Origin of the sequence: Fibrobacter sp. UWT2 (assembly GCF_900142545.1) — a bacterium.
Taxonomy (GTDB): Bacteria; Fibrobacterota; Fibrobacteria; order Fibrobacterales; family Fibrobacteraceae; genus Fibrobacter.
The window spans coordinates 177,187-192,028 of the sequence record NZ_FRBF01000006.1; the positions used below are offsets into that span (position 1 = coordinate 177,187).

9 protein-coding genes are annotated in these 14,842 nt (G+C 48.7%); 3 read left to right on the forward strand and 6 right to left on the reverse strand.

All coding sequences use genetic code 11. From position 1 onward, the window contains the following. Nucleotides 1–9 precede the first annotated feature (9 nt). The 3 genes from BUA40_RS06195 to BUA40_RS06205 all read right to left on the reverse strand — a co-directional run bounded on the left by BUA40_RS06195 (nt 10) and on the right by BUA40_RS06205 (nt 2,332). Nucleotides 10–741, reverse strand: a complete 732-nt coding sequence (locus BUA40_RS06195; protein ID WP_072799580.1) for a tRNA (guanine(46)-N(7))-methyltransferase TrmB — start codon at nt 739–741, stop codon at nt 10–12. A 32-nt stretch (nt 742–773) separates the two neighbouring features. After that, nucleotides 774–1,661 (reverse strand): MBL fold metallo-hydrolase, encoded by an 888-nt coding sequence (locus BUA40_RS06200; protein ID WP_072799582.1) that lies wholly within the window; start codon nt 1,659–1,661, stop codon nt 774–776. Nucleotides 1,662–1,747: 86 nt separating this feature from the next. Further along, complete coding sequence (locus BUA40_RS06205; protein WP_072799584.1) at nt 1,748–2,332, reverse strand: hypothetical protein; 585 nt, start codon at nt 2,330–2,332, stop codon at nt 1,748–1,750. A gap of 201 nt (nt 2,333–2,533) precedes the next feature. On the opposite strand from BUA40_RS06205, the gene BUA40_RS06210 reads away from it, so the two are divergent. Further along, the gene (locus BUA40_RS06210) at nt 2,534–3,337 is read left to right on the forward strand and encodes an exodeoxyribonuclease III (protein WP_072799587.1); all 804 of its coding nucleotides are present in this window, start codon (nt 2,534–2,536) and stop codon (nt 3,335–3,337) included. A gap of 5 nt (nt 3,338–3,342) precedes the next feature. Here the strand turns inward: BUA40_RS06210 and BUA40_RS06215 are convergent, their stop codons facing one another. Both BUA40_RS06215 and BUA40_RS06220 read right to left on the reverse strand, forming a co-directional pair. After that, nucleotides 3,343–4,410 (reverse strand): polyamine ABC transporter substrate-binding protein, encoded by a 1,068-nt coding sequence (locus tag BUA40_RS06215; RefSeq protein WP_072799590.1) that lies wholly within the window; start codon nt 4,408–4,410, stop codon nt 3,343–3,345. Between the two features lie 44 nt (nt 4,411–4,454). Next, a complete protein-coding gene (locus BUA40_RS06220) occupies nt 4,455–5,756 on the reverse strand; it encodes a pyridoxal phosphate-dependent aminotransferase (protein WP_072799592.1) in 1,302 nt (433 codons plus the stop codon). A gap of 204 nt (nt 5,757–5,960) precedes the next feature. Between BUA40_RS06220 and BUA40_RS06225 the strand changes: the two genes are divergently transcribed. Continuing rightward, a complete protein-coding gene (locus BUA40_RS06225; RefSeq protein WP_072799595.1) occupies nt 5,961–13,037 on the forward strand; it encodes a T9SS type A sorting domain-containing protein in 7,077 nt (2,358 codons plus the stop codon). 82 nt (nt 13,038–13,119) lie between these two features. Then, nucleotides 13,120–13,548 carry a type I restriction enzyme HsdR N-terminal domain-containing protein gene (locus BUA40_RS06230; RefSeq protein WP_072799597.1) on the forward strand — a complete coding sequence of 143 codons (429 nt, stop codon included), beginning with the start codon at nt 13,120–13,122 and terminating at the stop codon, nt 13,546–13,548. Here BUA40_RS06230 and xseA read toward each other — a convergent pair. Then, the gene (gene xseA / locus BUA40_RS06235) at nt 13,529–14,827 is read right to left on the reverse strand and encodes an exodeoxyribonuclease VII large subunit (RefSeq protein WP_072799599.1); all 1,299 of its coding nucleotides are present in this window, start codon (nt 14,825–14,827) and stop codon (nt 13,529–13,531) included. The genes BUA40_RS06230 and xseA overlap by 20 nt on opposite strands. Between the last annotated feature and the right edge of the window lie 15 nt (nt 14,828–14,842).

Sequence of the window (14,842 nt, forward strand, 5' to 3'; positions counted from 1 at the left end):
CACTAAGTGTCATTTCTCGAATTCGACAACGCTTCGGTAGATGGGGCGACCTTCCTTGCGGTACTTCTTTTCGAAACCGGTCATGATTCCTTCAGTAGGTTCTGCGGTGTTTCGTTCCAGAATTTTGCAACCCTTAAAGTTGTCGAAAACTTCGAGTGCGACTTCGTTGTATTCCTGGTGGTCGGTACCCCAGTAGAAAATGCGCTTGCCCGGCTTCAACACGCGGGCGACTTCAACCAGAAAATCCGGGCGCAAAAGGCGGTTCTTGTGGTGGCGTTCTTTCGGCCACGGGTCCGGGAAATACATGTGGAATGCATCTACCGTATTGTCTTTCACGCAGTCGCGCAAAAAGAAGAATACATCGCCGCGAAGCATGGTGGCGTTGGCGAGAGCGCCGGCCTTGTCCATCTTGCGCTGGGCAAATTTTGCCCAGGTGTAATCCCATTCGCTGCCCATGATGACGGTATCGGGGTGCTTGGGTGCATATTCCGAAAGGAATCCGCCCTTGCCGCTTCCGATTTCAACTTCCACGCGGTCGCCCATGTTCGGGAACATGTCTTTCCAGTTAAAGTCCAACTTGTGGGGGAGTCCGTCAGGCGTTGCGATCGGCTTACGGTCGCCGTGCGTGCGGAACACGTAATGCCAAAGTCCCTTCGATTCCGGGTCTTCTTTCAAGTCGCGGTAAAATTCAGGAATGACGACTTCTTTTTCAACTTCTTCAATGTTTTCGATATCGCTCATAAAACTTCCTACTGTCTACTGCTTACTTCCTACTAAACAAACACCACCACTCTATCTAAAAACTTCTCAGGGATTTCCTTTGCGACCATTTCACGAATATACTTGTCTGAATATTTCATGGAAAAATGGGAGAGGATAATCTTTTCGCATTTCACCTGGTCGCCCATGCGGTTCAAGGCATCAGCAATCTGGCTAATGTGCGTGTGGCCCTTCTTGTGGCTCATCTCGTAGTCTTCAGGGGCAAGGAAGGTGCATTCCGTAATCAGCACTTTTGACTGGAATACGCGCTGGTTTTCCAATAGGCTTTCGCCCATGCAGTCGCCCATAAAGCTCACCAGCGGATCGTACACTTCGCGGGTGATTTCGGCACCGCTTTCGCGTAGCTGGATGATTTCGTTGGGAGTCTTTCCCAGGTATTCATCCTTGAGTTTTTTCTTGTAATGGTAAATGGTTCCGCCCATGGCGTAAATGGAATGCTTGACTTCGAACGCTTCGAATGCCAAGTCCTTGCGGTATTCCAGGAACTGCAATTCACCTGCGTTTACGCCGGCAATTTCGGGGTAACGGAACTTGGTTTCGGGCACGCCTTCGAACATGGCCTCGGAGCGAATCCAGTCGCGGGCCCCGTCGCAAATGCGTTCGGGCATGTAGTAGATGCTTTCGCGTTCCACGCCCATCATCTTGCGCAAACTGTGATGACGCATCAGGCAACGGGCATGGTCGCCGTGGGCATGAGTCAAGAATACATGGTTCAGCGATGTCGCTGAAAGCGGGCATTCGCCCATATCAATGCAAAAATCAAGTTCGGGGAGCTGTATATAGGTCGCAAGTCCCGAAATCGAGAAGCCGACAACGGAGGTGCACGAAGTGTCCACGTGAACTTGCTTTAGGGCGTTATGAATGAATCTGCTTTCTGCCATGGCGTTTCTGCGCCAAATGTAGAAAAAAATAAAGGTTCCTTTCAGGAACCTTTATCATTGCTCATACTTAAGAGGCTTTATGCAACTTATTTCGTCTTTGCGTTTTCTGCAACAAGACGGTCAAAGTCGGCGCAGCTCAAAGCTTCAATGTGGTTACCCATAGCGACGCTACGGGTACGGGCGTTACCCTTCTTTTCGGGAATGCGGAAGCAGAAATCGTAGCTGTTGCCCTTGTCGGTGGGGATGCCCATCTTGAAGATGCGAATGCGTTCTGCACCCTTATTGTAAATTTCGTGATAATCGTAGGTATTCTTGATCTTTTCGAGACGCTTTTGCTGGGAAAATTCAAGTTCTTCGGTAATAGGGCCTTCCAACAGGAGCGGCAGGGAGTTCTGGAAACGAAGTTCAAGCTTGCCGTTGCTCTTTACAATAGAAGTTTCTTGAGGCTTAATCAGGTAACGCTGCTGCGGAATGTTCTTATAGGCCATGGTACGCACAGTACGGACCCCGCACATTTCACGCATGTCGGGCTGTTCCACAAAATCGATATCGCGGCAGATGGGAGGAAGATTCGTAGGGACATCCAGATTTTCGCCAGAGTTTGAACCGGCACAGGCGGAAAGGAGGGTAGCAATAGCGAAACCAGAGAAAAGCAAGATTGAAGATTTCATGCCTTAAATATAATTTTATTATTTCGAATTGCATTTTTTTTCTTAAGAAAGTGTGATTTTTTTATCCTAGGATTGTAAACTTTCGTTTTCTTTAGTCGGTTTTTAGGCCAGAAAGAGGCTGTTGCGGTTTTAAAAAATATCTTTCATGTTTGTGCAGAGAAAAAAATGTATTTTTGCCGCGGATTAAGAATTGGGTATAACATGAATATTTACAGCTGGAACGTGAACGGGTTGCGCTCAGCCCTTAAGAAGGGTTTTGCGGACTGGTTCTCTGCGACAAAGCCCGACATCCTGTGCTTGCAGGAAGTCCGTGCCGAAGTTGACCAGATTCCCGAAGAAATTGCAAACCCCGAAGGTTATTTTGCCTACTGGAATCCTTGCCGTCGCAAGAAAGGTTATAGCGGGGTAGGCATTTATACCCAGATTGAACCCGATCGCGTCAACTATGGCTTCGATATCGAGGAATTCGACGAAGAAGGCCGTGTGCTCCAGCTCGTGTTTCCGGATTGGGTCCTGAATAGCATTTATTTCCCGAATGGCGGCCAGGGTGACGATCGCCTTGACTACAAGCTGCGCTTTTACGATGCTTTCCTTGAAAACAGCAAGCGTTGGGTGGCCGACGGTAAGCACGTCGTGACGGTTGGCGACTACAATACCTGCCACAAGGAAATCGATATTGCCCGTCCTAAAGAAAACGAAGACGTGAGCGGCTTCTTGCCGATTGAACGTGCGTGGATGGACAAGTACGTCGAAAACGGCTTTGTGGATTCTTTCCGCAAGCTGCACCCTGATGAACGAGACCGTTATTCCTGGTGGTCGAACCGTTTCGGTGCCCGTAGCCGTAATGTGGGTTGGCGCATTGACTACGCCTTTGTAGACGAAGGTCTTGTTCCCAATATCGTGAGTGCCGAAATCCACTCCAGTGTCATGGGTTCGGACCATTGTCCCATCAGTATCGAGCTGGAACCCCCGTTCGCCCCGTTACCGATAAGTCACGAAGCTTAATTTGATTAACGAGATTTGACGATTTCCCAAGCGTCGTCAAAGAGCTTGGCTGCAACACCCGGATCACGCAAGAAGACCATGCGGTCGATTTCTTCCCTCGTGGGGTTGATTACGCGGTTTTGCTTGAACTTGTCGTCAATGATTTTTATTGAAGCCCTGTTGGGTGTTGCAAAGTTGGTTGATTGGGCTAACCTTGCTCCGTTCTGGGCGTCAAGAATATAGTTCATGAAGGCGTGGGCACCGTCGGCATTTTGGGCGTGACTGCTGAGCGTCATGGCATCGACCCACATAAAGCTTCCTTCAGTAGGGATCGCGTATCGAAGAGTCGGGTCTTCAGATATGGCGCTCATGGCTTCACCGTTGAAAACAATGGCTGCACTGATTTCGCCTTTTAGAACTTTGTCTTTAGCGCTTACGGAACCTTCAAAACCGGCGAAATGTGCGTCGCGTTTTGCTTCACGAATCAAATCAATGGCTTCGTTGATATCTTCAATCTTCACGCTGTTGGCGTTCAAGCCTTTAGCTTGCAAAGCCATCGAAAGCATCGAACGGGATTCGTCGAGCAGGCTGAATTTTCCTTTGACTTGCTGGGGGTTGAAAAGAATGTTGTAGCTGACCTTGTTTTCGTTAAGGGTCGTGTCGCGGTAAAGGATGCCGGTGGTTCCCCACAGGTAAGGAAGCGTAAATGTGTTGCCTGGATCATAAACCGGATTCTTGAACTGATCAGCGACATTTACTTTGTTTGGAATCTTGTCCATGTCAATTGGAATAATGAGTCCCAAGTGAATCATTTGCTGAATAACAACATCCGAGGCAATCACCACATCGTATTGTTTTTCGATGGCCTGCTGGAGCGTGCTAATCATTTGTTCCTGGGCTTCGTATTCTTCCAACTGCAGCTTGTAACCGGTCTTCATTTGAAAATCGGTAATCATTTCTGGGGCGATGTATTTGCTGTACGTAAGTACGGTGACTGTCTGGGGAGTCTGTTGCGATTTTTGGTCGCAACCACAGAACACCCCTGTTGCAAGGAGGACCATCGCAACTACAATGTAAGAAACCAAATTTTTCATACCATCTCCTTCTTTGACAGTCCTCCCAATCCCCATTGCTGCAACTAGCTGTGCAGGTATTCCACAATTGCGTCGTGAATCGTGGTGAACACACTGCGCAGTTCGTCTTCGTCTTCTTCCAGAAGCGTCACACGGAATCCCTTCAAGTCCGTGCAGAAGCTCGTGCTAGGCACAACACAAATCCCCTTTGCGCCCAGCAGGTAGTAAACGAAGCGGTAGTCCAAGTTCGTGGTCTTGCTGCACCATTCTTCCACTTTCTTCTTGATAATCGGGTTGTCGATCTTCAAGTTTTGGTGGCTGTTCAGCGTTCCTTCGCGGAAGATAATGGTGTTGTAGAATGCACCGTAGGTCGGGTTGAAATACAGTTCCGGAATGTCGGAAAGGATTTCATTGATGATGGCGCTACGGCGGCCAATCTTTTCGTTCAGGGCGGTGCGGTGTTCCATGAAGCGCGGATCACCCAGCACGCGAGGAATCGTCATCTGCGGGAGCGTGGTCGAGCAGACTTCCACCATCTTGGCGTTGTCGATCGCACGGCAGAAGGCGTCGAACTGTTCGTCCTTGTCGCGGTTGTAGTATTCAGCCCAGCCGCAACGAGCGCCCGGCCACGGGTATTCCTTGGAAATGCCCTTGAGGGCGATACCCGGAACGTCGCCGATGTATTCGGCGAGGGCATAGGCGTGAGCTCCATTGTACGTAATCTTGTTGTAGATTTCGTCGCAAATGATGAATAGGTTGTAGCGCTTGGCGATGTCTACAATCTTTTGGAGAATGTCGAGCGGGTAAACCATGCCCGTCGGATTGTCCGGGTTCAAGATCAAAATGCCCGCAATGCTCGGGTTATACTTCACCTTGTTTTCAAGTTCATCCAAATCCGGATACCAGTGGTTTTCCGGTTGCAGGCGGTAGGTAATCGGGGCCGTGTGGGCGTGAGCCGCTTCGGCAGAGCTGTGCGTGCTGTATGCCGGGGCAGGTCCGATAATGCGGGTGTTCATAGAGAGCAGGCTGTAAATGGTGGCGATAGCGTCACCCAAGCCGTTAAAGAACACGATGTCGTCTACGTTAATCTGCGTGCCGCCGAGCTTGTTGTTTTCTTTTACCAAGAATTCGCGTGTTTCGAGCATGCCCTTGGAGGGGCAATAGCCGTAGCTGCGGTTGGTGCGGGCAAGATCAACTACAATATCCTTAATCCAGTCGGGGACTTGGCACTTCTTTTCAATCGGGTCGCCGATGTTTTCCCAATGAATCGGCAAGCCGAGTGCCTTGAGCTGGTTTGCCTTCTTCACGATCTCGCGGATTTCGTAAGAAAGTTCCTTGGCACCTTCGCTCAATAATCTTCTGCGCATTTTTAGCTCCTAAAAGGGGATTTTTTCGTCTTTTTTTGAAAATAATAGAAAAAAGCTGGCTGTTCATATGTCGTAGCGCCTTAAAATATTCCAAGTTGGACTGTTTTGTTTTGGACTAGTGATTTGTGACTTTTTTTGTTTCATAAAAGTTACAAGCGATATAGATTTAAAAGCATATAACCCCCTTAACCCCGGAGGCACCCCATGAAAACCGCAATCTTTAGCTCTATTTTGACCGTCGGCTTGGGCGCTTCCGCTTGGGCCGCGACTCCCGTAGAAATCCCCATGGGTGGGACTCTTGTTATTGACAATTTTGCCAATGCAGATGCTAATTCAGCTCTTGGACCGTGGGACATTTACCCGGATGCCAGCGGAAAGACGACGTTAGATACGTCTTTCGTTTCTAATGCCGGAGTTAACGGAACCTCCAATGCGTTAAGGCTAGATTATTCCTTGGATGGTTCTAACGTCTTGGGATACGATCCGTTTGTAGAGGCCGCTGTCTATGTCGATAAAAATTCGGCAGCAGCGGACTTTTCTAATTGTAACGAGATTCAGTACGAATATCGTGGCAACTATGGACATTCTTTCAGGGTCATTGGCGATGTTGACGTGGCAAGCGATTATCACCATACGATGCTCGATGGTGAATATACCTGGCAAACGGCAACAATCCATTGGAATGATCTCTATCAAGCAGGATGGGGAATTGACGGCGATATCGATTACGTGAAAAAGAATTTACTTGCCTTCTCGTGGCAGGTTCAGAATGAAGACGGAACGGAGGGCTACCTTGAAATAGCGAACATCCGTTGCAAGCATGCGGCTGCATACACGGTTAGTTTCTATTGGGGTGATTCACTGCTCCGTAGCGAAGAATTTTTCGAAGGAGATTGGCCGAACTACAATGGTTCGTACTCATTCTCGACCGAAAAATATGAATATGAAATTAATGGCTGGACTCCTGAAAGGGATGTCGTTACGGCAGATGCTTCTTACCATGCGGTTTTGGATAGCTCTATCCGTCATTATGAGGTCCGTTTCATGAATCAGTTTGGGGATGAATTGATGTCCCAAGAACTGGAATATGGAATGATTCCAGCTTATGTTGGGCTGAATCCCGAAAAAATTCCCTCTGTCGGTTATTCCTATACCTTTAAGGGTTGGGGAAAGCGAGTGTGCGAAGAGGTTGAACATGAGTATTGCTATGATTACGGTAAAGGCGAGTATTGTGACTCCTGGACTGAAAATGAGTGTAAAATTGTTTACGAGGAATCTTTAGCGCCTGTAACGGAAAATGCTTGGTATTATCCGGCTTATGATTCGACCTTAAATAGCTATACGGTCAAGTTTGCCGATTACAACGGCGATTCCATCAGCGAAAAGATGTACACTTATGGTACGAAGGGCATCGAGATTCCTGCCGCTCCGACTCGTGCTGCTGCTGGTGATACGACTTACACCTTTAAGGGGTGGATGCCTTACATTGATGAAGATACGGAAGTTGATGGAAATGCGGTGTATGTGGCGACCTACACAGCGACGGTTACAAATGGCGAAGACACCGTAGACGTTGAACTCTATACGGTCACCTTTGTCAACGGTTCCGAAATTTTGCAGACGGGAGAATATGCCTGGGGCGAAACGCCGGAATATACGGGTGTAATACCGTCCAAGGATTCTACCGCAGAATATGTCTATACCTTTAGTGATTGGAGAGATCCGGAAGGATGGTACGGAACCCATGAAACATATGGCAATACCATATACATGGCGCTGTTTGATGAACAGTACCGTAAATACTGGATTGTATTCCGTAATGACGACGATACCGTAATTGATTCAATCCAATTTGATTATGGAAGTACGATTGGTATGTATGATCTCATGTATTACTATAATCTTAAGGTAAAGTCGATTGAAGATGGGTATAGCCAGGACTACTATAGTGGTGCTTGGACTCCTGAGCTCAAGCGTGTAACGGGTCGTGCCGAATACAAGGCCATTTACAGCTATAGGGTACGCTTTGCCGATGTCGATGGAAGGGTCATCAAAGATCAATGGCTCAAGAAGGGTGAAATCCCCGATTGCAAGGACTGCAATACGAAAAAGGATCCGACGGCTGAATACACGTATGAGTTTGTCGGCTGGAATAAGGAATATGCTCCGGTGACCGATACCACGACTTACATCGCTGTCTATAGGGCTGTTCCTGTGCCGAAGCCGACAGTTCAGGAAATTGCCGTGGGCGAGTCTCTGTTGATTGATGATTTCGAGGACGGAGACGAAATCTCTACTCTGGGAACAGGGTGGTTCGTGTATAACGACAACGATGCCATCTACGATATCAATGGTAATGATACGTTGTATTACAACTCCCAGATTTCGAAGATGGTCACAATTGCTGGCGATAAGGGCAACGTGATGAACCTTTTGTATAAAGGCGATTGCGAAATAGATGACGATAAGGGTAGACTCTATTGCCGTGGTTGGCTTGGTGCCGGATTGATGCTTGCACCTGAAGACCAGTCGCTTGACTTGTCGCAGTGCAATGCAATCCAGTACGATTACCGTGGTGGTGCGCATAACTTTAGAATTCAGAGCCTTTATGACAAGAATGATCAATACTTAGAAACGCATGTTGTGGGAAGTGATACCTTTACAACCGCAACGATTTTGCGCAGCAGTTTCGGTTATGATTATTGGTTTATGGGCAGTAGCGTTTCTGCGGATCTCGCGTTTACTCATGCAACCGCTTTCGTATGGAACAATATGCAAGGCGAAGGTACATTGGAAATAGACAACATCCGTTGCCTGCATAAGCCTAGCTATATCGTAAAGTTCTACGATGGTGAAACGTTGCTGGATAGTGCTGAATTTGTAGAAGGTGAAATGCCTGAATACAATGGCGAAACGGACCTGTGGTGGCTTGCGTATAATCGTGAAGACCCGCAGTATTCATATTCGTTCGATGGATGGACTCCGGAACTTGCTCCGGTACAAGCTGATGTTTCGTACCAGGTTGCATTCGAAAAGTCTCCCAAGACCTATGACATTTGCTTCTATGGGGATAAGGGATATGGCTTTGATGGTTACTGTCAAGAAGTGGAATACGGTCAAGTGCCTGTATTCGAAGGCGAATTGACTATCGACCCGGATGAATCGTGCAATGAATACGAGTTTACCAAGTGGCGCTCTTGTGAATACAAACTTGTTGCCGATGGCGGTTATCAGTATGTGTGTGTCAATGAACTGGTTCCGGTGACCGGCCGCAGGACTTACTATGCAGAATTTGACTGTAAGGATCCGAGAACGTTCACGATTACCTTCTTGAACGATAATGGCGATACGCTTTCTTCAAAGGAATACGGTTACGATGAGTATGTAGACGAACCGTATGCAGAAAAGGAAGCGACGGAACAGTATGTCTATAGCTTTACTGGCTGGTCTCCGGACGTAGAACGATGGGTCTATGAAGATGCTACCTATACGGCGCAATACGAAGCGTATCCCAGAGAATATAATGTGCGCTTTGTAAACAGCTGGGGAAGCTCGGTGTATGTTAACGACGAGTATGAAATTGCGTATCCGTATGGAACCCCGTATAGTGATATCGCTTTGCCGACAGAGGTGCTTGATGATGATCAATACTGGGATACGATATTTGTGTTTGCCGGTTGGGATATTGATCAGACGGGTGACGGTATCGTGAAGAGCGATATGGTAATCAAGCCTAAGTACAACAAGAAGTACGCCGTGCGCTTTGAAAGTTACGATTGGAATGGAACCTTTACGATTCCTGTGGGTGATAGTGAAGTTGTTTATTACCCTGAGGGCATGTCGCTTAGCCAGATTGTAAAGCCCGCAGATCCTACGCGTAAACCTTGGCATGACTATGAAACGGATTCAATTGTCAAATATGAATTTGCCGGCTGGTTGCCGACCTTTGGCGAAGACGATGTCTTGACGGGCCCGATGACCTTCAGGGCGAACTATAAGACCTCTGACAATAAATATACGGTGACCTTTATGGCGGATGATGAAGTCATTTACCAGATAGAAGTTGCTAAGGACTCTGTTCCTAAATATGATGGTTGGATACCTTACAGATCTTCGACTTCGGAATTCAGCTATGTCTGGGATAGCGAAGACGGCTGGGAACCGGCACTTTCTGCCGTGACGGGACCGGTGGTTTATCATGCCAAGTTTAAAGCTGTTCCGCAGCAGTACGAAGTGGTATTCGTGACTGAAGCTGGAGATACGATTTCCCGCAAGACGTACGGCTATGGTGCTACGATTACAGATGCTCCTGCCATGGCAACTATTGTCGCCGGCAAGACGGGTGAATTCGAGTATAGCGAAGACTGGTGTACATTAGGAACCGGTTGGCGTTGGTATGATAATGATGGCGATGAAATTTGGGAAGAATATCATTACATAAATTGCGGTAATCCTGGATTGGAACCGGTGACGGAAAATGTAACATATGTTCCCAATATTCGCTACCAGGTCGGTTTCTACGATGGTGATGGCAAATTGATGAACGATGAGTTCTGGTCCGACTTTGGTTGGTATCGCTACGGGGAAGAGCCTGAATACTACTGTGAAAAGGGATATTGCTACGGATATCAGATCCCGACCAAGACGTCTTCTGTCGCGTATGATTACGTATGGAATGGCGGCTGGACTCCGGCTCTTGATACTGTAAGGGGCTCCACCGGTTACACGGCTACATTCGACAGTACGCTCCGTCAGTATGAGGTTGTTTTCGAAGACGAAGACGGTACCGTGCTCAAGGCCGCAATCCTCTATAATTACGGTACATTGGTCAATGATATCATGCTTCCGCCTGACCCGAAAAAGAACCCGACGGCAACGACGGTCTACACCTTCAAGGGTTGGTCTTTGAAGCCGGTGACGGGAGATGTGACATACAAGGCTTCTTACGAAGAATCTCCCAGAATGTATCTGGTGACCTTTGTGGGTGATGACGGCAAGACCATTGTTGATACGGCAAGCTACGAATACGAAACCGATGTGTCTAAAATCGTGGTGCCCGAAGCCCCTGTCAAGGATGGCTTCAAGTTCACGGGCTGGACTCCGGAAATTGCTTCTGTGACGAGTGAGGCTACCTATAAGGCCAACTACGTTGAAAGCAACAAGTTCGTGGTTACCTGGCGTAACGAAGACGGCACGATGCTCCTGCAACAGACCTATACCGAAGGCGAAACGCCCACGTACGCGGGCGAGACACCGACCAAGGAATCTACGGTGGAATCTGATTTCGCGTTTGACGGATGGACTCCTGCTGTAGCTGCGGTTGCAAAGGATGTCGAATATACGGCCACCTACAAGGCTAGTGCTCGCAAGTACTATGTCAAGTTCGTGAACTACGAAGGAACGCTCCTCGATTCTACGGTCTATGAGTACGGTACGTTGGCAGAAGCTATTACGGTTCCTGCAGTTCCTGAAAGGGCTTCGACCGAAAACTACATCTACACCTTTGCTGGCTGGCTGCCTGCTGTCGGAGATGTGACCGGTGATGTGACATACATGGCACTGTTCGGAAATGAAAAGCGTACCTATACGGTTACCTTCGTGGATGAAAATGGCGAGGTGCTTAACTCGGATCGGTATTACTATAACGAGGTCGTAAACAAGCCGACTTGGGGCCCGAGAAAGACCACGCCGGAATGTTACTATGAGTTCGAATCCTGGAAACTTACGGCTGGTTCAAGCGATACGGTAAAGTCTGACATGGAATACACGGTCGTCTATTCAACACAGTGTGAGGAAAGACGTTACTATGTTGATTTCTATGATCCGATTGCTGAAGACTGGTATGGTGAAAAGGCATACGCATACGGTACCAAGGCTTCTGAACTGACGAACATTCCTAATGTTGTCGAAGATACGACAATTGGCGATTGCTCTTACCACTTTGTCGGTTGGGAACCCGAAATTACCGATGTTACCACGCACATGGATTACAGTGCTAAGTACGAAAAGACCTGTAAGACTCAGTTCGAGGTCGCATGGCGTAATGACGACGGCACGACTCTCAAAACGGAAAAATACAATAAGAATGAAATTCCGAATTACGATGGAGAGACTCCTGTAAAGAAGGATAGCGAAAGGTTCACTTATAGGTTTAGAGGCTGGACGCCAGAGATTACGGCAGTCGTTGCAGATACCTACTATACGGCCAAGTACGATTCTGCTTACCGTATGTACGACATCTACTTTGTGGATAGGTTCAATCACGATGGCTTTGTCAATGGCGAATGGGTTGCATCGTACCGCTACGGGACTGCTGCAAGTGTCGTTGCCAGTGACGTGCCGGCTCTTGCCGCCGTGGTGAACGGAAACTGCACTTACACCTTCAAGAAGTGGGATAACCCGATTGAAGATGTGACGGCAATTGCAACCTATGTTGCGGAATATGACACCGTCTGCATCGATCCGCCTGCAAGCTCCAGCAGCGAAGTACCGCCGGTATCCAGTTCCAGCGAACCGTCTGTGGTAAGCAGCAGCTCTGAAGTGCCTGTTGTATCTAGTAGCTCTGAAGAACCTGTTGTGTCTAGTAGCTCCGAACCTCCGGTCGTCTCTAGCAGCAGCGTCGTTCCGCCTGCAAGCTCCAGCAGTGTCGTGCCGCCGGTATCTAGCTCTAGCGAACCGCCTGTGGTAAGCAGCAGCTCCGAAGTGCCTGCAGTGTCTAGTAGCTCCGAACCTCCGGTTGTCTCTAGCAGCAGTGAGGTTCCGCCGGTATCTAGCTCTAGCGAACCGCCTGTGGTAAGCAGCAGCTCTGAAGAACCTGTTGTATCTAGCAGCTCCGAACCTCCGGTCGTCTCTAGCAGCAGCGTCGTTCCGCCTGCAAGCTCCAGCAGTGTCGTGCCGCCGGTATCTAGCTCTAGCGAACCGCCTGTGGTAAGCAGCAGCTCTGAAGTGCCTGCAGTGTCTAGCAGCTCCGAACCTCCGAAGTCTAGTTCTAGCAGCGTGACGCCGGAATCGTCTAGCAGCGATAATCCGACGTACGTCGCGAACAACCTGCAGAGTACTGTCAAGTTCGGACTTGCGAACAGGACCTTGACCATCATGCTCACGAGCCCCTCGGCTGTACGCGTCCAGGTGTTCGACATGAACGGTCAGCTTCTCGAAGGCTTTAATGAGTTCGTAACAGGCTCCAAGGACTTCGACCTAAGCGCCCTCAAGCAAGGCAATTACGTGGTACGCGTTACCGGGGATAATGTCAAGAAATCGACACGAATCTCGATACGGTAAGGTCGCCATAAGATAAACTTGCCCTCTGAAACAAATCCCGACTCCTCAAAATCAGGAGCCGGGATTTTCTATATTCGCTTCTATGCTTCACGGTACACTTTACGACCCCATCCGCCAAAAGGATGTTCCCGATACTCCCGAAGAACGGGTGCGTCAGGCGACGATCAAGTTCCTGATGGACGAGGTTAAGGTGCCGCAGAACTTGATTGCGGTGGAGTTCGCGCTTTCGATGGTGGAGCCTTCGACCGATGATCGTGTGGATTTGCTTGTGCAAAGCTTTAAGGATAACGCTGATTTAAAGCACCCCTGGCTATTGGTGGAATGCAAGGCTCCCGGTGAATACACTTGGGAGGCATTGCAGGTTCAGCTGAACAAGTATCTAAAAGTGCTTACGCCCAAGTATGTGATGCTTTCGCTAGGCGATGCGGTGCGTTATTTTGAGTTGGATGCTGTTACCAAGCGATTCAAGAAGATTGAAAAACTGCCGGAATTTACTTCACTACAGAAATAACGCTGCCGTCCTTAAATCTTGTGGTTAGCGTATCGCCAGACTTTAACTGATTTTTATTACGAACAAACTTTCCGTCGGCGTCAAGTGTAAGCGTGTAGCCTTTCGAAAGGGTTGTTTCGGGGTCGGCGTTCTTGACGCGAAGTTCCATCAGGCTGAATTTTGATTTTTCCAAGTCCAGAATTTTTCGGGAACCCTGGTGCAAACCTTCGGTGTCGCGGGCGATGCGATCCTGTTCGCCTCTAAAGACGAACTGCAAGTCCTTTTGCATGTTGCTCTTGTAGAGCGAAAGCTTCATGGCTTCTTTTTGAATCAGGCCGTTTACCTTTTGTTGCAAGCGGTTGCCGGTGTTAGAAAGATCCTGCTTGTAGCTGTGGATAACTTCTTTTGTCTGTAAAGCAATCCCTTGCGCCATGGCAAGCATCTTGTTCCAACTATCAGTAACGCGGTCAATCAAGCGCTTGGCGGTATCGGTGGGCGTGATGCAGGATTGGTATGCGACTTCGTCCAGCAGGCTGCGGTCAATCTCGTGTCCGATTCCCGTGAATACAGGCAGCGGGTAGTTAGCAACGGCGCGGCACAAGGCTTCGCTGTCGAAAAAGTTCAAGTCGGTTTTGCTTCCGCCACCGCGAATAATGCAAACCACGTCAAGTTCCGGGTCTTTTGCGAGTTCTTCGAGGGCGGCAAGAACAGTCGGCTCGGTGTCGGCTCCCTGCATCTTGGCGTAAGCTGTTTTTACCTTGAAGTTAAAAGGCGATTCGGCGAGCTTGGTGGTAAAATCCTTGTAGGCGGCAGTGCCTTCACCGGTAATCAAACCCACACGAACGGGAACGTCGGCAAGTGTCAAAGCCTTGTTCTTTTCAAGCAAGCCCTCAAGTGCGAGCCTCTTTAAGATGGCGCTCTTCGTGAGAGCCAATTCGCCAAGCGTGTAAACAGGGTCAATGTCTAGAATCTGGGCCTGCAGCTTGCCGTAGGGCACGTACAGGTCGGCCTTAATCAAAAAGCTGACCTTGAGCTGTTCCTTGAGTGTAAAGGGCTGCGGGTAGTTTTCAACCTTGGCTCGAATGGCTGCGAATTTTGCCGCAAAACAATACAGTGGCACGGTAGCCAGCGGGTTCACGTTCCCTTCTTCGAAGTCCGCAATACTCAGGTAAACGACTCTCGATTTCTCGTTAATCTGAGTAATCACGCCACGCACCCAAACGGCAGGGGTCGATTCCACCTTCTGCTTCAGGGCTTTCATGTATTGCGTAACGGTGTAGGACTTGTTTTCGCTTTCCATGCCGGTAATTATACT

Bases quoted from the DNA above. Each gene is read 5' to 3' on its own strand.
- BUA40_RS06215 (WP_072799590.1), bottom strand. From the start codon at position 4,410: ATGAAAAATTTGGTTTCTTACATTGTAGTTGCGATGGTCCTCCTTGCA.
- BUA40_RS06195 (WP_072799580.1), bottom strand. From the start codon at position 741: ATGAGCGATATCGAAAACATTGAAGAAGTTGAAAAAGAAGTCGTCATT.
- xseA (WP_072799599.1), bottom strand. From the start codon at position 14,827: ATGGAAAGCGAAAACAAGTCCTACACCGTTACGCAATACATGAAAGCC.
- BUA40_RS06200 (WP_072799582.1), bottom strand. From the start codon at position 1,661: ATGGCAGAAAGCAGATTCATTCATAACGCCCTAAAGCAAGTTCACGTG.
- BUA40_RS06220 (WP_072799592.1), bottom strand. From the start codon at position 5,756: ATGCGCAGAAGATTATTGAGCGAAGGTGCCAAGGAACTTTCTTACGAA.
- BUA40_RS06210 (WP_072799587.1), top strand. From the start codon at position 2,534: ATGAATATTTACAGCTGGAACGTGAACGGGTTGCGCTCAGCCCTTAAG.
- BUA40_RS06205 (WP_072799584.1), bottom strand. From the start codon at position 2,332: ATGAAATCTTCAATCTTGCTTTTCTCTGGTTTCGCTATTGCTACCCTC.
- BUA40_RS06225 (WP_072799595.1), top strand. From the start codon at position 5,961: ATGAAAACCGCAATCTTTAGCTCTATTTTGACCGTCGGCTTGGGCGCT.
- BUA40_RS06230 (WP_072799597.1), top strand. From the start codon at position 13,120: ATGCTTCACGGTACACTTTACGACCCCATCCGCCAAAAGGATGTTCCC.